Raw genomic sequence first — 19,619 nt, 5'->3', positions numbered from 1 at the left:
TGCCGAAGGCGTACCTCTGCCAACTCTGCGTGAATTCCTCCGCTCCTCTCCGTCTCTGCGGTAAATAGCTTTTTACGCCGAAGGCGTCTCTTTGCCTACCTTCTGAATCGATACCGCATTTATTCTTCGTTGCGCTCTTTGCGTGTATTCCCTTAGCGTACTCTGCGTTAAGTGGTTTCTTAAACGCCGAAGGCGTCCCTCAGTAACCTCTGCGTGTATTCCTCCGCTCCTCTGCATCTCTGCGGTAAATGGCTTTTTACGCCGCAGGCGTCTCTTTGCTAACCTTAACGCCGCAGGCGCTTGATTGCGTTTTCTATGCCCCGGAGGCTCCTATGGAGCCATAAACCATTTTCCCTAAACCGTTCTATAAACAGGGCGCTCCAATGGAGCGGAAAACGGATCTCGCGATCTAGATTAAATAATAAAAAAACATTCACGTGGATCACCCACTCTGCTCCCTCAAATGCCGAAGGCGTACCTCTGTCAACTCTGCGTGTATTCCTCCGCTCCTCCGCGTCTCTGCGGTAAATGGCTTTTTACGCCGAAGGCGTCTCTTTGCTAACCAACTAAATAAATCCTGCATCCATTCTTCCTTGCGCTCTTTGCGTGTATTCCCTTAGCGTACTCTGCGTTAGATGGTTTCTTAAACGCCGAAGGCGTACCTCCGTAAACTCTGCGTGTATTCCTCTGCTCCTCCGCGTCTCTACGGTAAACGGCTTCATTCGCCGAAGGCGTCGTCTACGTTTTCTATGCACCGGAGGCTTGTATGCAGCTGGATACCAAAGAGCCAGTTTCCTCAGCGAAAAAACAAGTTCCATTGGCAGGTTTCTGCCGAAACATCAACCCCATCCCTCACTAAGTACAATAGAGCAATTGCTTCCTGCTCAACCCTTCTCCTTACCCTAAGCGCTCCGCCACCTGCTTCAGCAATTTGATCTTTGTATCCGTTACGGCCATGTCTTTGAACTTCGCTTTGTTCGACTCCAGCGTTATAGAAATGAAGGTCGCGAGCTCGGCGATGGCGGTGAGCTTTTTGGGAGAACCTTCCACATCCTTAGCCTGCTCATAATTGTCGACGATCTGTTGCAAATGCGCAGCCGCTGCTTTGGTGTTTGTTGCCGTCAACAGCTGGTACAGGTATTGAGTGGATGGCGCAGATTTGTTCCAGAAATCGGGTTTGCGCTTATCTTCTTCAATTGCGAAATCGCTCGCCGCAGTCATCAGTTCCTCAATTTGCTCCGGCACGCTCAGCAGCGACTTCTGCTGGTTCTTTTCACCTTTAAGCAATAGGTGATCTAACAGCGCAGCAAGTATTAACCAATTATAAAAAGGATAAAAATGAACCTGTCCCCTCGTGTTCTGAAGGTGGAGGTATGCTTGCTGATAGTAGCCTGCTGCTTTTACCAGGCTGGTTATGCTTGCCTTGGAACTGGCACGGTTTACTTCTGCTTTACGCTTGTACCCACTTGCGATCATATTGTAACGCTCAGCCGTCACCACATAAGAAAGGTTTTCCAGTTGCTGTAAACATTCATCAATAACCTTGTTTGCTTCGTCCTCTCCTATTTCACCTTCCTGGAATGATTTAACCGCAACTTTGATCTTGATATTACAGTATTGCTCAATGGAACGTACGGAGAAATTGGCCTCCTCTACAGCAAACAACAACTCGTAGTAAGTAATCGCATTTTTATGATCTCCCGACTCTTTATACAATTCAGCCAACAGCTGGTTGATCTGCGCATCGTTTTTCCAGTCGGGGTGCAGGTTAATCGCGGCCAGCACAGCGTCAATCTCATCGTTAACCCGGTCCTTTTCACCACGGCTTGTTGCCGCTTCTATCCGGCTAACCAGTGATTGTAATTTGTTGATTGCTTCAACGGGGTCACAAAATTCGTAGGTCTTTGTTTTGGTATGCGACGATATCGGCCTGAGGCTGTAAAAGGGATCACCATAACACTGGTATGCGCCCCATGTATTTTTGTCGCGATACGTTTTATAAGTTGCTTCCCGCGCAAGCCGTACCGATTCGCCGAAGGGTCGCCCGGCGAGTAACTCCTGGTAAAACCTTTCTGAAAAACTTTGTGCAGCGTTGTCGTCTACTTCCCAGCCTGCAACAATCACTGCCTGTACACCCATCTCGATTAATTGGGTACCTACACCGGCGGCAACTTCATATTTCCGTTGCAATCGTTCTTCATCTTGTTTGTCGATTGTTCCAAGCGAACAACAGTTAATGAACACCAGTTCGGGCACCTGCCTGATCTGCTTAAAGTCCGAAGGGGTCAAGATGAGTTCTTCGCCAAGCACAACCCCGGTGTGGCCGGTCTTTTTATCATTAACCACCCCATGGGCGGCAATATGAATGATTTTATAACCCCGCGAATACAGGCTCAACACCAGCTCAGAACTGTCTGATTCGATAAAGTCCTGCACCGCATATCCTTTCTCTTTCAATTGCAACGCGACCTGCGAAGCTTCCACAGCTGCGCCGGGCAGGTTTGGATAATAATTGTTCAATATCGGATTTCCGATCACGAGTGCATTGTCTGCAGCTGCTTTGGTCCCGTTTTGCCGGAAAGTTGAAGTGCTCAGTTGCCGGAGAAATCCTGCTTTAGTTACAATCGGATCAGTATTGCCACTGTATGCGTTCCGCAACATTTCCCACGGATACCTGGCGGTTTCTTTGTCAACAATCAGTACGATGTTTCGAAGATCGGATCCGTAGCCTTTGAATGCATTTGGTATCAGCATCTCGTACAACGTGTCGTACAGCTGGAGGTTTTGCATCGTCTGTGAGGCGGCCTGCTTAACCAGCCGGTCGACAATGGAAATATTCGTGGCAAGAACCTCTTCTTCGGTTCGGGCCTTGTCGGTGATAGAGCTGAATTTGATGATCCTGGTTTTAATTGAATCACCATGTTCCCTTCGCTCCTCGTACACTTTTAGCCGGTGCCACCATTCCGTTTGGAACTCATCAGGTATCTCGTTTCGTGCTCCGGATACTTTCCTGATCACGTTTGGCTTAAAGCTGATCTCTTTAAACAGGGTGCTGTTCCTCAACAAACCAAAGATCAGGCGTCCGGCCTGTACGGCCTTGTGTTGGTAAAGTTCGATAACTTCTATATGGCTGATGAGTGTATAATCCTGTCGCAGGTTTTTGCGGAAGAAATCGTTCGCTTCGTTTACAGCGGTAAGTACCGCTTTGATGGAGCTGTAAATTGTTAATCCGCCAAAGCCTGTTCCAATGAGTAAGTAAGAAATTCCGAGTTCGTCGCCGGAGCCGTTGTCTTCCTTGTTTTTGATGATATAGCTTAGAAACGCCTGCTTCAATGTAGTTACCAGGTTGTTTTCGGTAAGCGACCCAAATTCACCAAGCCCGACAACGATCCCGCCTTTTGGATGCGCTTTGCTGTTGAACACAATTTCGTGTGTACCCACTTTGCCGGGGTAGTTGTTGGAGTCATACCGGATGCCGAAGTAGTTGTTCAGCTTTTGGTTCAAAACCTTTTCTGCCTCTACAATACCATCACCCTCAAAGTGTGCTGCAACAACCGGGTATTCGGCGTGGGCCATGTCGCCATGGGTTATGGAGATGCGCAGCTGTTGTGTTGGTACCACTTGTTCTTTCATGGTGATACCCATGATGTGCATCGACAACTCGTTTTCATTGGTAACGGTAACAGGCTCCATATCGGGCATCAGCTCCAGCTTATTTTCACTGCGCGTCATGGGCTGCCTCTTTGATAGCTTGTCTGTTTTACCCGTTTCCAGGATTTCCCGGTACCCGGCAAAAGATGACTCATGATCGGCAAGCTTGCCATGTTCTGCACTAATGTAGTAGGTGTTGGAGAGCAGTTCAGGAGGAATAGTGTCCCATGTTACCGCACCATCGCCACGCGGGGTAGCATAGAAATTTATCTTATTATTGTTTTGGTCAACTTCTAACCGGCTTGGTGTCTGCTCGTCTTTACCAGCAACATATCGCACAACCTGTTCATCCCATTGAAACGTCTGAAACGACGTATGCTGTAGTTCAAGGTAGTTGTCAAGATCATTAGACGAGGGAACTGGATAACCGTACCTGGATGCCTGGAGAATGCCGTTCCACAATTTTGGATCGTTAAAATCTTGTTGGCTGTTTGATGGTAAGAGCTGGAGCAACCCCGGATAGTTGACAAACTGTTCAATCAGCGTTTTTTTGCCGTTTGCAAGGTCGATTGCGGCAATGGCGTTTATGCTTTTACCAATACCTAAAAAGAGTCTCGGAATTTCGTACGAACCCTGATTTGGGGTACCCAGCAGGAGTACCCTGCAATTGCTTCTTTTCTTTAACTCTTCCCACAATCCCGCATACTTTATTGCAAAGGCTTTTAGCACAAGTCCGCCCATGGAGTGTGCAACAAACGAAATGTCGCGGTTGGTCTCCGTGAGTGTTTTCTCGATGTCGTTTTTGAGTTCATCGGCAGCCTCAAAGATGGACTTTCGCCAATCGTAGGCAAAAGGAACGACGTAATAGTAGTTGCTGAAAAAGTCTACCATGCTCTTGTAAGCGTTGCCATTTATGCCAGCTGCTTTCACATTATTTGCAGTTAGCTTTAACCGGTTGATCTGGCCGGTTGCAACCTGGTAAAAGTTAAGCCATATCCTTTCATTATCTACCTCAAGGTGACTACCCATCAGCCCAGGTATGACATAAAGTACAGGTTGGTTGGCTTTGGTTTGACCGCTTCGGCTTGTCTCCAACACCGCCTCTTTAGCGGCAGTTACTTCCAGGTCGTTACTGTTATAAAACCCGCGGCTTTGCGTTGTTTTGCCTGCGAAGGCTTCGAAGATGATGTTTTGGGTTGCTGAATTGATGAAATAGTTGAAATGGTTGACTTCACTTTTGCGTTCATCATAAATCGGGAATTGGTTTAACCGTTTGGTCCCCTTTTTCATCGAACCTGTATTTACCACGAGGTCATTATCCTCTTTGTAAAATGAGTCAACCAGGAACATCTTTATACGGCTGACAAATCCTTCACCCTGGGCGTCGCCTGCAATAACAACAAGGTCCGAATTGATCTTTGTTTCGAAGAAGTTAAGCGCTTTAATAAAATTAGAGGTTGGTCGCATACACTCGATTCCCGGCAGGGTATTAACGTCATTTTTTTCATTTACAACTGCGGTAACAAGGGCCTTAATTCCATCGACAATTGTTCCAACCGTTTCGCCGCCGATATTACTGAGCACATTAAACAATACGTTTAATATGGTATCCATCCGGTCCGACACCAGTGTGGTTCCGGCAGCAGGACATGCCACCCGAATGAACCGGTTGATCCGGATCCGCTTTGTGCTTACGGTTGCCTGTAATGTGGCAATCTCTGCAATAAGGCCGGCAGCTTCTTCATTTTTACCTAGCAGTGCAAGCTCCTTTTTGGTGAAAATACCATCCCCCGTATCTGAACCTATCCTTGCAAGCACTTCACCAACGAGACCACCTCTTGAATGACTCAACAGGTCTAGTGTAATGTCGTTGGGTAGTTGCTCGAGTAAAGCAATAACATTCCGGATCGGGCTCTCTGTAAATGTTCTATGTTCAAAGGCGATGATCCGGCCACCATACTTTTTAAACAATGCCCGGTAAACAGTTCCACCCTGCTGTTTGATCAGGCCCTCGAATGAGCCTTTGGTGGAAGATGCCGTACCGTGCAGAAGAAGCAGGTGGGTTGCGTTTGGATCTTTTGCCAACGTAGGGTCGAACGTAGCGGCAAGGTTAAATTCCGCGTCGCATTGATAGAGAATGTTTGGGTTATTCTGCTCGATCCGCTGAGCAATTGATTTCGCAATTTTTTCGCCCACAATATTCTTGAAAACGTTTAAGCCGAGCAACTTCAATGCACCTGAAATCAGGCCACGCGACTGACCGGTGTCCTGCCACTGCAAAGGAACCACAAGTGTTCCGTAAGCCTCCGCGCCACGACCAAAGGGTTGTTGTTGACGGATCTTATCCTTAAATTCGGCAGAGTCGTAAAACCACTTGATGTTGTTTTCAAATTCCAGGACAACCACATCATTTTTTTCTACTGAAACGGTATGCACCACATCGTCAACACCCCTCGATGTACCTACGCTGAAAGACTCTATGCGGGCATCCGGAAAATACAACCGGAGGGACTGGTCCTCAACATTAACCTTCCGGTTACCGGAAATAATAACTTTATCGTTATCCATTGTGGAGCAATTGTTTTGATTGCCGGATAAAGTACATAAAAGATCATTACGATTATAGCCCGGGTACTTATTTCATTGTTGCAACACAGCAGTTGTGTGCATAGTTATCGCTGTGTAGCAAGCTGTTGCTGTATAACTGAGCTACCCCACCACTGAGTTGGGGCATGGGACAACGATTGAATTGAAGGCCTGCTAAATTTTAATCAAAAACTGACCTTAAATTAAGTCGGCCTGCATCGCCTTGGCTTCGCTACCAGTGAATAACCAAACCTGGCAGCTAATGCTATCCTTCTATAAACTTCTCGAGATCAGATGGAGCACCGAACAGCAGCAATACATCTCCTACCTGGAGTTTAGTGTCGGCCGGAACGATGCCAACTACTTTCAATTCACTTTTATCGTGGCCGAAAAGCGTTTTGTTTTGTGTTCTTTTTAAAATTGTTACCAGCACCAAACAATATTTTTTAGCAAGATCCAGCTCGGTTATCGTTCGGTTAATGTAGCGTTGAGGAACCGCAACTTCTAAAAGTCGGTAATCAGGATTGATTTGGAAGGAGTCAATTACTCCAGGCAGATCAAGTTTTAGGGCCAATCGTTCAGCAGCTGTGGCTTCCGGATGAACAAATTCATGCATGTTCATTGCCTCTAATACTATTTTTTGTAAGGGAGATATAACCCGGCAAATTATTCGCCTGACACCTATTTGTTTAAGCAAAGCAGCAGTCATGACATTGGCGCCTTCGTTCTCTCCTATACCTATTATCGCCGCGTCAACATCCCTTAAGGGAAGCTGCTCAACAGCTTCTTTATTAGTGGAGTCTAGCGCTATAACCTGGGTGATTGTATGTTTATACTTATCAACTACTTCAAGCCGCTGATCGACCGCTATAACTTCATGGCCCAATGCAACCAGCTGGTGTGAAAGGGAGCCACCGAATGTACCTAACCCGAATACAATGAATTTCATAATAAAGTTTTAGAATGCAATGTCTTCTTTTGGATAGCGATGGTATAGCGGCCTGCTTTGTCGTATAAAGATGACTAATAAGGTGATCGTTCCTACCCTGCCGATGAACATGGTGATCATCAAAACAATTTTACTTACTGTACTTAATCCCGCTGTTATGCCTAACGAAAGTCCTACCGTACTGAAGGCTGAAAAAACCTCAAAGGCAATATTGATCAAACCTTTGTTGGCGTCGTTTAAGCTGATCAACAAAATAGCCACTGCTATGATCAACAGCGACGAGATCATAATGGCAAATGCCCGCCTGACAGATTGATGAGAAACTTCGGAATGAAAAAATTCCGTACGGTCCTTCCCTTTGAGAATGGCAACCATATTCAAAAAAGCAACCCCCGCAGTAGTGGTTTTGATTCCGCCCCCCGTAGAGCCGGGCGAGGCTCCTATCCACATTAGGAATAGGTAAATCAACATCATCGGCAGTCTCATTTGCGTTAAATCAACAGTATTAAAGCCGGCAGTACGGGGAGTTACAGTTCCAAAAAAGCAGGTAGCCAACTTGCCAACAATTGTCGGATGTTCTGCTAACGTGTTCTCTTGTTCAAAAAGCATATAAGCAATAAATCCAAATACCAATAATATCATATTTACAACTAATGCCAAACGGCTGTTAAGCAGAATAATATTGGGGAAGTGCTCTCGTTTTGGATTCCGTGCGACTAGCCTGACCAAATTAATTGTTCTGATTTTGATATACCTGTACAAATTGAAGACTATCGGAAAACCCATCCCTCCAAGGATCACAAGCAGAGCCAAAATGAACTGAAAATCGTAATTGTATCTTACTTCAGGTTGGTATAACCCTAAAGTAAACGTGGAAAAGCCTGCGTTGCAAAAGGCTGAGACCGAATGAAAAACAGAAAAGAAAAGTTTATCTATACTCCTTGAGAATAATTGTTCGTTCAGCGAGAAGTAAATTAAAGCCGCTCCAATGCCTTCAATGAGCAAGGTTACAAAAACCACCTGGTATACAAAGTGCATCACGTTATTAAGTCTTTTCGTACTCATCATATCTGTAAAAGCTAACTGAGATTTCAAAGATGACTGACCTGATACTGCATAAGAAAGTAATCCGGTTAAGGTCATAAAGCCCAAACCTCCTACTTGTATCAACAGCAAAATTATTAACTGACCAAATGAGGTGAATCGAGTAGCTGTGTCAACTACAATCAACCCGGTGACGCAAACTGCACTTACTGATGTGAAAAGAGTATCTAACGTTGAAACTCTGCCATTAACCGCATTCGGTACTTTGAGTAGAAATGCCCCGAGAAGGATAAGCATGGCAAAGCTACCTACGAATAAAATGCCCGGATTCAAGGTTTTTGAATATAGAAATTGAAGAAAGTGGGAAATTTCAGTCACTACGCCTAAGAGGATACCCCCATACAATACCAACTTTAATAACAAGAACTTATTCGTCTCGGTATTAGCAAGCGAAGCTTTTTGCGGCAGAACATATAACGTGAGAAATAGCGCGAAAACGACCCCAGCGATATTGAAAACCCTTGCTAACTTTTTTTTGCTGACAGCCATTTCGAGCGAAAGTCTCACAGCTGCAAGTAGAGAAACGATTAGCATAATGATCTGAAGCCAGAAGTTGATTGCGTCGTGATTGCTCCAAAATGGCTTGAACCCAAACTCATAGACTACCAGTCCCAAAGCGACGGCCAGGAGTGAAGGTACAAACGCATTAATGTATTCAATCACCTTCAGGTGCGTATTGTTGCGTACAAACGCAGATCGTGTCATTTTTTTCAAACCCCACCTTGCTACAATGTTCACTTTCATCATAAGCATACCAAAATAAGGAAAATAAAGATATGCTAATGATCGCTGAGCCCCTGTACGACAAGCACTTTTACTATCAGGAAGCTACCCATCTCGTGAGGTTTTGGCCTCGGCAGCCACCCATGTTTACCGATCTAAAAGCCTCAGAGGTTTGAATGAGAATACCAAAAGCGGTTTTGATCAATGTACAGGTAAGCCCTCGACAACTATTTTCGTCTGGTACTAAAGCGGTAGTCCTGCAACATGGAGTTCATATCTTGATGTTTCCTTTAGTCATACAACCGACCGTGTAGTTGCTGCACTGAAACACTCGTTGCTTGTAATCGTGGCCATTCACTAATATCACTCGTTGCATCTTACCTAATCAATTAGCACTCTTGCTATAATTCTACTTTGAAACTTTCCTGAATACTGCATTCCTCTTACTCCTTTATCAGAAAGATTTTGGACAATTATTTTGAATTTGAACATAAACGAGAGAATGCCTTTTTTGAAGAAAACTTGTTTATCAGGAAACAATTGTTTTAATCTCACTCGTAAACTTCCGGGTTATGAGTCTTTCTTCCAAAACAAACATAGCCGGGATCTTGCGTTGTGGCAGCCTTAATTAGTAAAACAATAACACGCTTTGATCGGCAAATAGCTGGGTGAAGCCGGTTGCAAGTACTTTTGCTGCTTATAAAGATCCATCACTTCATGTATATTCCTACGCCGCGCACCTTGCTCGGCCAATCTCACCCTATCCGAATCGCAACAGCATCGAAAGTTCAGTCTCCGAAGAAGTTAATCGCTTCAATCGCGTTTTTAATAGTATCGCTTGCGACCATCGCCCAACAACAAAACATTGTCATTAATGTGGTTGATAGCAGCCGGCAGGCAATCCCGTTTGCAACCGTGCAGGCGACTGAGGTACGCGACTCCTCCGTCAGGCTTCAACGGGTCACCGACTCTTATGGATTTGTCACCGTGTCGCTCACAAAAGGGAAGACCTACATTCTTCGTGCAACGTCGGTGTCGTATGCGGCTGCCCAAACACAACTGTCGGTCAGCACTGATGATACCTTGCGGATGGTATTGCTGCCAGTTAAATCAACCATGGGTGGGGTTGTCGTTACAACTACCCGACCCATGTTCAGGCAGGAAGACGACAAGATGATTGTTGACCCGGAGAACCTGGCGCTCTCGAGCACCAACGCCTTTGAAATACTTGAGAAAACACCAGGCTTGTTTGTGGACCAGGATGGAAATGTTTACCTCAGCAGTACTACTCCTGCCAGGATCTATATCAATGGCCGCGAACAAAAAATGAGTGCGGCCGACATATCAACCATGCTTAAAAGCCTGCCACCAAATGCTATCGCAAGTATCGAGATCCTGCGCACACCTTCTGCCAAATACGATGCTAGCGGTGGAGGTGGTATTGTTAACGTGGTTTTGAAAAAAGGGGTTCGTATCGGATTAACCGGCAGTATAAACCTCGGCCTTAACCAGGGCACTTATGGTAACCAGTTTGCGGGTGTTAACCTTAATAACAGCAATGGAAAGTCGAACAGCTATGTTAACCTTCAATTTACGCGGAGAAATACTTATGACCAGATCAATACAGACCGGTTGTTTGCGTCAGACTCCCTGCTCAGCCAACAAGCGTATTCCAGGTATCCCGGAAGCAGTTTTTACCTCGGTTATGGTGGCGGCTACCAGCTAAACAACAAATGGGAGCTTAGCTACGACGGCCGGATCAATACCAATGAAAGCCGGAACAATACCCTAAACACGTCTGATATCAGGCGACTAAGTTCGGGAAGCCTCATCAGCAGCAACCTGGCAGATGTACAAAACCGGGCAACCGGGATATCTGCTACCCAAAGCTTTTCCAGTAAATACAAGCCAGACAGCGCTGGAAGTGAGTGGACCAACGACGTTTCGTACACCTTTTCACCAAATAACAATCACCAGGACTTTTCCACCAGCTTTAAGCAAGCTGGCAGGCCGGTTGTTGGGGGTGATGGAGTGGCAAAAACAAAACTCGGGTTCCTCAGCTTTGCCTCGAACCTGTTATTGAAGCTGCCGCGAAAGGTGATTGTTGAGACGGGTTTGAAAACAACCTTTACCCGTTTCGAAAATAATGCTGATTATTACCGGGAGATCAATACCATTAGAACACCTGATGAGGGCAGAACTGCATATTTTAAATACAGGGAAAACATCAATTCGGGGTATCTCCAGGCATCCAAAAATATCGGCGGTATTATTGTAAAAGCAGGTGGGCGGGTAGAAAATACCAACATGAACGGTAACCAGTACGTTCCAAAGGATACATCGTTCAACATTCACCGGACAGACTTTTTTCCTTACGTGTCCTCAGCCGTAACCTGATGTCGATAATGGGTTATGACCTAAAGGCATACCTCGTATACCGCCGCACGATCAGCCGGCCAACCTACGACCTGCTAAACCCTTTTCTAAGATACATTGATCCGTACCTTTCTGAGACCGGCAACCCCTCCCTTCGTCCGCAGTTCACCAACAACTACGAGGCGAACATCTCCGTGGATGAACGCCCAATCTTCGCCATAGGCGTTAACGATACAAAGGACATCTTTACCAACGTGATTTACCAGGCCGACAGTAGTAAAAGTATTGCCTACCGCACTTACGATAACCTGGGGACAAACCGGGAAACTTACTTCAGGATACTCGGGGCGATACCACCCGGAAAGCGGTATTTTGTTGTTGCAGGTGCACAGTACAACCACAACTTCTACCAGGGCTTGTACGAAAACAAACCGCTCGGTTTTAAACGAGGGAGCTGGTCCATCTTTACCTACCAAACACTTAAGATTACCAAAACAACCCAGTTAACGCTAAACGGTTTTGCACGCTTTAATGGACAACTGCAGTTTTATGAGCTCAGTTCATTCGGTGCGCTGAACTTTAGCTTAAACCAGCAATTCCTGAATAAGAAGTTAACCGTATCGTTAAGTGCTAATGATGTGTTGTTCACCAATAACAACAAGTTTACCCTAAGCCAGGGAACCGTTAGTGCAAGCGGTTACCGGGAGGCAGATACGCGCCGGTTTGGATTAAACCTGCGATACAATTTTGGTTTCAAGAAAAAAGAGGAAAACAACTTTTTTAATATCGAAAGCCCGGAAAAGACCAACTAGCCACGAGGCTGCGAATTTGTTTTTTGTAAAAAGGCTAAGCTGGCTCAAAAGTCAACCCTGTTTTTCGCTGCATGTAACAAGGCATTGCCTGGTTCCATTCCGATAATTGCCTGGTTGAATGCAGCTAATCAAGGCGAAATGCCGGAGGCAGGCTGCACCAAACCCTACCCATCACGCCCTATATGAAAACGAGGGCTCCCCCCAACAAAGCTGTGGTGTGCTTAAGCTTTAGCACATGCTCCTAAATAACAGTCGGCTCATCACCTAAATTCTACAGTTCATACGCATTCGACATATTAACCTGCAGTAACCCAGGCCATCTTGCAGCCGTTTTTAAGCTTAGGTAGCAAGCAAACGAAACCTGGAAAAGGAAAGTGAAATGGTGCCGGCAGAACCAGGTGAAAACAACAATTCATACGCGGAAAACAACAATTCGGCTTCCCCCCGCGGATTGCACCAAGAACCCAACAACACACCGGATTTGGTGATGCGGACTACGCGAAAGTGCATCATTTTAGCAGCTATTCGTAACAATGGAATAAAAGATCGAAAGCCTAACCGCTATTTTGCTTTCGTTTTGTTGCGGGAATGTTTCATTTCATTGCAGGTTTATTACAGTTCATGCACCGCGCTATTTCATTCTGGGAAAATCTGTTGCAAATTTGACTTATAACAAACAACTGAAACCGCAAAATACTACTACAATGAGCAAGCTTAAATTTACATTTCATGTACTGATTGCCTTTATCATTTTACCGGTTTTTGTGTATGCCGACCTAACTGTCTTTTTTAATACTTCTACCAGCGCAGACCCTGCTGCCCAGGTTGAGAAAGTTGTGGAATATAAAGCAGCAGAACAACAGGGATCTTACGAAGAGTCCGTTTCAAAATCTACCCCACCCTCATACCCACATTTTATTAATTACTAGCTTTTCTACCTACCATCATCATGAAACATTTCATAAATGGCAGCCTTCGCATGCTAAAAGCAGCACTGCCTGTAGCAATAATCGCCTGTTCGACATTCGCGTTCCTTTCTTTCCGCGTTAAACCCGCCGGCGACTTCCTCGCACAACTTGGTATTCAGCGGGAACAAGCAAACAATAAGATCAACAGTGGATTCCTGGCGGGTTATCTCGACTATTATGGTATGAGAAACCTGAAAAACATTGCAGTCGGAGATCGTGCAGCCATAACCAGGGATGTAGCTGCCTACGCTAAAACATATGTACAATCGGAAGCTTTCAAAAAAGAATATGCGTTGCTGAAAGCCCGTAACAAACCGGAGCCATTACAAAAGATTCAAACCCCGGAAGAATTAAGGGCTGATATGATTAAACGGGCGAAAGAAACCCTGGAGTCGTCGAAAGAAAGCCAACGGAAAGCTACGGGTGATACAAAAAAGATCTTTGATCAAATGATTGAATATGCCCAGCAAAACCTGAAGATGGCTGAAAATCCTGAAAACAAAAACATAAAGGCTTATACCAAGAACTTCCCCGCCATGAAGCAGCAAATGGAACAAGGTTACCAGGCCAGGATTAAAGACTGGGAAGCCAAATATCCCGACAACTATATGCCCATGATCAAGATGCGCTTGCAGGAATTTTTGAAAACAACAGAAAACATTGACTTCAACGCAGCGCTGGTCGACAAAAAAGGGGTCAGGTACTTTGTGAATCCAGAATACGAAAGAAAGAACAACCAGTGGAAACTTGCTTTCCGTGCCGGTAAACCTGCGGTTCAGGCAGCACGCGCCTTTGTTGAAGAATGGATAAAAGAAATATAGCAGAACAGTTGAAGTAGAATAAAAAAAAGCCGGGCAACATTGCCTGGCTTTTGCTTTTATAATAACCGAGGCTGCTAAATGCGCCTTCCGGTATTGATGACATTTACACCATTAAACCTTGTTGTGGCACAACCATGTGAAACCGCACTAACCTGGGAGGGTTGTCCTTTTCCGTCAAAAAAAGAGCCACCAAGCCGGTAATCCGATTGGTCGCAAATTGCGGCAGTAGCATTCCAGAACTCCTGGGTATTCGATTGATAGGCGACATCCTTTAACAGCCCACCCACCTTTCCGTTTTTAATTTCGAAACATAGTTGTCCGCTAAACTGAAAGTTATAGCGTTGCTGGTCGATACTATAAGAATTTCTTCCAAGGATATATATGCCTTTCTCAACGTTTTTGATCATGTCAACTGCCTTTAAAGGCGCTTTCCCGGGCAGTAAGGAAACGTTTGGCATTCGTTGAAACTGCACGCTGTTCCAGTTATCAGCATAACAGCAACCTTGTGATTCGTTTAGCCCAATAATATGGGCCTGGTCGCGGATGGTTTGATAGCTTACGAGAACCCCGTCTTTTATGATGGGCCAATCCTTGCATTTTACGCCTTCATCATCGTAGCCCACCGCAGCCAGGGAACCCGGAGCAGTTTTATCAGCATGAAAGTTGACGAGCTTGTTGCCGAAATTGAAGTTGCCTGCTTTCCACTTATCCAGGGTAAGAAAGCTTGTTCCGGCATAGTTTGCTTCGTAGCCAAGTACGCGGTCAAGTTCCGTCGGGTGCCCTACCGATTCGTGGATCGTCAGGAATAAGTTGGTTGGGTCGATTACCAAATCATACTTTCCAGGCTCTACCGGTTTCGCTTTCAACTTCTGGTCTACATGGCTGGCGGCAGCACGTGCGTCTTCAAACATGTTGTACCGCTTTTTATAAAGTACAAGATGCCCCTGGATCTCTTCTGCCGGATCCGGAATAAGGTATTCGTAGCCCATGCCAACGGGTGCGCTCAGTGCATTACGCGTTTCGAACCTGCCGGACTGCTTATCCGTTTTGGTGATGGTGAACGTTGGCCAGATACGATGTATATCCTGGTCGATATAAGAACCGTCGGTTGAGGCAAAATATTTTTGTTCATTTACCTGGAACAACGAAGAGGTGGCGAATGTGGCGCCATTGCTCATGGCCACATCATTTACCCGCAACAGCAGGTCGATCTTCTCTTTTATTGGAACCTCGAACGCATTTTTTTCGATCGGTGTTTTCCAGCTTACCTCGCCGTACCCTTTTTGTGGTGCAAGTTTCAGCGGTTCAGTTAGTAAACGGGCATTCACTTTCGCTATTTGCACGGCAAGTGCTGCTGTTTTCGCAATATTTTCCTTGGTAAGGTTATCCGTTGCAGCAAAGCCCCAGCATCCATTGGCAATAACGCGAATGCCCATCCCATACGACTCCGTGTTGGAAACGTTTTCTACTTTCTTTTCCCTGGTATTGATAAACTGGTTGAGGTAACGTCCAAGGCGTACGTCTACATAGGTGGCACCTTTGCTCCTGCCTTCATTAAGCGCGATGTCGGCCATTTGTCGTTTTAGCAGGTTGTCTACGGGTGTTAGTGCCTGTTCTACCGTTATCGGCGAACCAAGTACAGGAATGGAGTGGAGTACAGAGGCCCCGATACCAAGACCTGCAAATTGTAAAAAATCTCTTCTTTTCAAACGATAGAGTTTAGTCGTAACCGTGTCTTGTTACGCCACTAAGCTACGTAAAACTGCGTGACCGGAATGCGGTTGCAAAGGCAAAATGCAAAATGTAAATTAAGCTTGGCCCCGCAGGAAATGCCGGAGTATTCGGAACGATCTTATTAACGCGGAATGTATAATGAGCTTGTCCCCTAATTGAACTCATATTTCATTTATAATACACTATTCAACATTCAACATAGTACTGCTGCGATACGCTTAAATGGAACGCCTTGCTTTTTATTGATCGATCATACATGAGAACAGCTTTCAATAAAGCAATTTTTTTGGACCCAGCTGCAGGAACATCAAGGAGACGGCCGTTGCGTCGCACTCTTGTACAATTTTATCCTTACTGGGCCCGGTTTAAGAGCGAATTCTGCTGAATAGCGACACCAAAAGTACAAGCCCGCCTGGCATCAAATGGTGCATCCAGCGCAACGATGCCCAATAAAGGTCTCTCCGCTCGTAACCAAAAAACATTAAAGAAACGACATGGATAAAGCATTCCAACAACGCAAGCAACTCGTAAATCAAATCCCGTAGCTCTTGCACTTAACTCGTCAATCTTGCCCCCCACTAATAATTCTTAAGGCATCACTCTTAATTCATAACTCATCACTCTTAATTCAAAATCGTTTACTTAAGGTGAGTGGCAGAAATTGGTGAATAAAGCGATGCGGTACAAGGGAGTGACACCCGTCCGAACGGGGTTCATCCGGGCGGGCAACGATGGCAAATAGAATTCCAACAGCTGGTCACCAAAGATTTCTCCCTTAAGTAAACGACATTGACTCTTAATTCTTAATTCATCACTCTAAATTCAACTCCTAACTCTTAATTCTTAACTCCTAACTCATAACATCCAACATACATCATTCAACATTCAACATTCAACATAAGCCCCCTACACCGCATCTGATAACGACGAAAAAGTAAAATCCCTGATCTTTAGTGGTGGTAACAGGTAATGTTGTGTCGACTCGCCACTAACAGTCCGCTCAGCGATACCCATTGCCTCAAGGTTGTTGAGCATAATTACCGGGCTCTCATTGAATCGGAAATTCTTTACCGGGAACTTGATTTGCCCGTTTTCGATATAAAACGTTCCATCCCGGGTAAGACCGGTAAACAAGAGGGTTTGCGGATCAACCGGCCGGATATACCAGAGGCGGGTAACCAATATCCCCTTTTCTGTACCTCTTATCAGCTCGTCCAGCGAGGCGGTGCCTCCTTTCATAATCATTCCGTCGGGAGCGGGGATGGCTTTCACCCCTTTCTTTTGTGCCCAGAACCGGGAATAGTACATATTCTTTACTACCCCGTTTTCTATCCAGCTTACCTTTTCCTGTGGACGCCCATCGGCACCCCATGTGCTTGTGGGAAGATCGGTGTTTTGCGGATCGGAGTAAATGTTTACCCGCTCATCAACCAGTTTCTCGCCCAACCTCGTTGTTCCACCAGGTTTGCTCAAAAAGCTCCTGCCTTCATCGGCCTGCCGGGCATCCATGGCAAAGAGCATGTTTTCGAGTAGTACGGCCACAGCTGCAGGTTCAAGTATCACGGTGTACTTGCCTGGTTCAATCGCACGTGCGGTCACCGAACCTGTGGCTTTTCGTGCAGCTACTGTTGTGGCTTTTGTGACATCCAGTTGGCGAAAATCATTATAGCCTTTGGAAGCATAACCTGATCCCTTCCCATCTTCGGTGCGAAGGGTAACATTAAATGCAACGTTGGAGTTGGTATTATATGCAAAGAGACCTTTGGAGTTCATCATGGCAGCAAAGCCTGCACTATTCTCCAGGAACCCTGCAGATACGAGTTTATTTTCTTTAGATATCCTAAGGCTTTCCGCTACCGCATCAGCACGTTCTTTCGGGGTAATGTTTGCCGTTGCTTCCACAAAGGTTTTTGACTCAAGGTATTCCTGTGGGCCAAGTACGGAAACGTATTCCGGATTCTCGGGAGCAAGTCTGGCCAGGTCCTCAGCCCTACGCACAACCTTTTCAAGCGAAGCGTCGTCGAATTCATTGATGGTAGCAACGCCCGACCTTTTACCAAAAGCAGACGAAACCACCAATGTACGCTGGCTTACCCCGCCACTGGTTGATACGGCATTTAAAGCGTAACGGATGTTGCCACCGTCGGAACCGTATACGTTTACCTCGCATTCGTCGGCTTTTGAAAAGGCGAGCACTTTTTTGAGAAGGGCCTGTGACGCTTCTTTGGTTAGAATCGGCATGTTAGATTTTTCTTGCTGTGTTAATAACGTTAACCCCGTTAAACCTTGCAGTAGATGCCCCGTGCGAAACGGCGCTTACCTGGCCGGGTTGGCCTTTGCCATCGAAGAAAGAACCGCCAAGCCGGTAATCAGCTTGCCCCGCAATGGCAGTGCACGAATTCCAGAACTCCTGGGTATTCGACTGGTAGGCAACATCTTTCAGCATGCCTGCAATTTTACCGTTTTTGATCTCGTAGTATAGCTGGCCCCCAAACTGGAAATTGTACCGTTGCTGGTCAATGGAAAAGGAGCCGTCGCCTATAATATAAATGCCCTTTTCAACATTTTTGATCAGGTCGTTTACGCTTTTGTTATCAGGGCCAGGCTGGAGCGAAATATTCGCCATGCGTTGAAACTGTACGCTTGCCCAATTGTCAGCATAACAGCATCCCTGCGACTCTTTAAGCCCGATAATATGGGCCTGGTCGCGAATGGCCTGGTAATTCACCAGCGTTCCATCCTTGATGATGTCCCATTGTTTGCACTTTACGCCCTCGTCGTCGTAGCCTACCGCACCTAATGAACCAGGCTGGGTTTTATCGGCAACGATGTTTACGAGCTTACTTCCAAAATTAAATTTTTTGCTCTGCCATTTGTCGAGTGTTAAGAAACTGGTTCCCGCATAATTTGCTTCATAACCTAAAACACGGTCGAGTTCAGACGGATGCCCTACGGACTCATGAATGGTTAGCCACAAATGGGAAGGATCAAGCACCAGGTCGTATTTGCCGGCTTCAACAGATTTTGCAGCCATTTTTTCGGTTGCTTGTTTTGCACCGGCTTTCGCATCCTCCAACATATCGTACCTGCCTTTGTAAAGCGTAGTAACCCCTGCAATTTTATCCTGTTGTCGTGGTACGAGGTATTCATATCCCATTCCCATCGGCGCACTCAACGAGTTCCGTGTTTCAAACTTGCCCGTCTTCGGGTCGATTTTGGTAATAGTAAACGTTGGCCAGATGCGGTGAATATCCTGGTCGATGTATGAGCCATCGGTGGAAGCAAAATACTTCTGTTCATTCACCACAAATAGTATCGAGTTGATATAATTGGCGCCGTTTTGCATTGCAGCCGCATTGACGGAGAGCAGCAGGTCGGCCTTTTCTTTAACAGGCACCTCAAAAGCATTTTTCTCAATGGGAGCCTTCCACGAAACTTCGCCATAACCAACCTGCGGTGCGAGCTGCACGGGTTCTTTCAACAGCCGGGCATTTTCTTTTGCAATCTGCACGGCAAGTGCAGCTGTGGCGGCAATATGGTCATCGTCAAGATTGTCGGTAGCGGCAAAACCCCAGCTCCCATTTGCAATTACGCGGATGCCCATACCATAAGATTCCGTATTGACAGTGTTCTGCACTTTGTCTTCGCGCGTTACTACAAATTGGTTCAGGTAACGGCCAAGACGTACATCGGTGTAGGTGGCTCCCTTTGAACGCGCCGCATTCAGCGCCACGTCCGACATCCGCTTCTTTAGTGCAACGTCAACAGGTGTCAGTGCTTCTTCTACCGTAATAGGGGAACCGAATACCGGGATGCTCTGCATTAGTGAAGCGCTGATGCCAATGCCCGCAAAATGAAGGAAATCTCTTCTTTTCACCTGAGTGCTTTAAGGGTT

The 19,619-nt window shown here is 45.9% G+C and carries 10 protein-coding genes; 4 read left to right on the top strand and 6 right to left on the bottom strand.

Annotation, left to right across the window (positions count from 1 at the left end; all coding sequences use genetic code 11):
* Positions 1-897: 897 nt before the first annotated feature.
* The 3 genes from EXU57_RS01820 to EXU57_RS01810 form a co-directional block, all read right to left on the bottom strand.
* Positions 898-6,219 carry a CHAT domain-containing protein gene (locus tag EXU57_RS01820; protein ID WP_133266448.1) on the bottom strand — a complete coding sequence of 1,774 codons (5,322 nt, stop codon included), beginning with the start codon at positions 6,217-6,219 and terminating at the stop codon, positions 898-900.
* 283 nt (positions 6,220-6,502) lie between these two features.
* Positions 6,503-7,186, bottom strand: coding sequence for a potassium channel family protein (locus tag EXU57_RS01815; protein WP_133266447.1), 684 nt, complete (start codon positions 7,184-7,186; stop codon positions 6,503-6,505).
* 9 nt (positions 7,187-7,195) lie between these two features.
* Positions 7,196-9,037 (bottom strand): TrkH family potassium uptake protein, encoded by a 1,842-nt coding sequence (locus EXU57_RS01810; protein ID WP_165957998.1) that lies wholly within the window; start codon positions 9,035-9,037, stop codon positions 7,196-7,198.
* A gap of 693 nt (positions 9,038-9,730) precedes the next feature.
* Between EXU57_RS01810 and EXU57_RS25730 the strand changes: the two genes are divergently transcribed.
* The 4 genes from EXU57_RS25730 (at position 9,731) to EXU57_RS01790 (ending at position 13,990) form a co-directional block, all read left to right on the top strand.
* Positions 9,731-11,410, top strand: coding sequence for an outer membrane beta-barrel protein (locus EXU57_RS25730; RefSeq protein ID WP_133266445.1), 1,680 nt, complete (start codon positions 9,731-9,733; stop codon positions 11,408-11,410).
* A gap of 8 nt (positions 11,411-11,418) precedes the next feature.
* Positions 11,419-12,201: an outer membrane beta-barrel family protein gene (locus EXU57_RS25725; RefSeq protein ID WP_165957997.1), complete on the top strand. Its 783-nt coding sequence runs from the start codon at positions 11,419-11,421 to the stop codon at positions 12,199-12,201.
* A gap of 704 nt (positions 12,202-12,905) precedes the next feature.
* Positions 12,906-13,130, top strand: coding sequence for a hypothetical protein (locus tag EXU57_RS01795; protein ID WP_133266443.1), 225 nt, complete (start codon positions 12,906-12,908; stop codon positions 13,128-13,130).
* A gap of 20 nt (positions 13,131-13,150) precedes the next feature.
* A complete protein-coding gene (locus EXU57_RS01790) occupies positions 13,151-13,990 on the top strand; it encodes a hypothetical protein (protein WP_133266442.1) in 840 nt (279 codons plus the stop codon).
* A 74-nt stretch (positions 13,991-14,064) separates the two neighbouring features.
* Here EXU57_RS01790 and EXU57_RS01785 read toward each other — a convergent pair whose 3' ends face one another.
* The 3 genes from EXU57_RS01785 to EXU57_RS01775 all read right to left on the bottom strand — a co-directional run bounded on the left by EXU57_RS01785 (position 14,065) and on the right by EXU57_RS01775 (position 19,601).
* Positions 14,065-15,699 carry a TldD/PmbA family protein gene (locus tag EXU57_RS01785; RefSeq protein ID WP_133266441.1) on the bottom strand — a complete coding sequence of 545 codons (1,635 nt, stop codon included), beginning with the start codon at positions 15,697-15,699 and terminating at the stop codon, positions 14,065-14,067.
* A gap of 931 nt (positions 15,700-16,630) precedes the next feature.
* Positions 16,631-17,965, bottom strand: a complete 1,335-nt coding sequence (locus EXU57_RS01780; protein WP_133266440.1) for a TldD/PmbA family protein — start codon at positions 17,963-17,965, stop codon at positions 16,631-16,633.
* 1 nt (position 17,966) lies between these two features.
* The gene (locus EXU57_RS01775) at positions 17,967-19,601 is read right to left on the bottom strand and encodes a TldD/PmbA family protein (protein WP_133266439.1); all 1,635 of its coding nucleotides are present in this window, start codon (positions 19,599-19,601) and stop codon (positions 17,967-17,969) included.
* Positions 19,602-19,619: the final 18 nt, after the last annotated feature.

The sequence above is a fragment of the Segetibacter sp. 3557_3 genome (assembly GCF_004354985.1).
In the GTDB taxonomy this organism is placed as follows: domain Bacteria; phylum Bacteroidota; class Bacteroidia; order Chitinophagales; family Chitinophagaceae; genus Segetibacter.
This window is presented reverse-complemented; position numbering and strand designations above follow the sequence as displayed.

Coding starts and splice junctions, on each gene's coding strand:
- EXU57_RS01820 (WP_133266448.1), bottom strand. CDS start 6,219: ATGGATAACGATAAAGTTATTATTTCCGGTAACCGGAAGGTTAATGTT.
- EXU57_RS01815 (WP_133266447.1), bottom strand. CDS start 7,186: ATGAAATTCATTGTATTCGGGTTAGGTACATTCGGTGGCTCCCTTTCA.
- EXU57_RS01810 (WP_165957998.1), bottom strand. CDS start 9,037: ATGATGAAAGTGAACATTGTAGCAAGGTGGGGTTTGAAAAAAATGACA.
- EXU57_RS25730 (WP_133266445.1), top strand. CDS start 9,731: ATGTATATTCCTACGCCGCGCACCTTGCTCGGCCAATCTCACCCTATC.
- EXU57_RS25725 (WP_165957997.1), top strand. CDS start 11,419: ATGGGTTATGACCTAAAGGCATACCTCGTATACCGCCGCACGATCAGC.
- EXU57_RS01795 (WP_133266443.1), top strand. CDS start 12,906: ATGAGCAAGCTTAAATTTACATTTCATGTACTGATTGCCTTTATCATT.
- EXU57_RS01790 (WP_133266442.1), top strand. CDS start 13,151: ATGAAACATTTCATAAATGGCAGCCTTCGCATGCTAAAAGCAGCACTG.
- EXU57_RS01780 (WP_133266440.1), bottom strand. CDS start 17,965: ATGCCGATTCTAACCAAAGAAGCGTCACAGGCCCTTCTCAAAAAAGTG.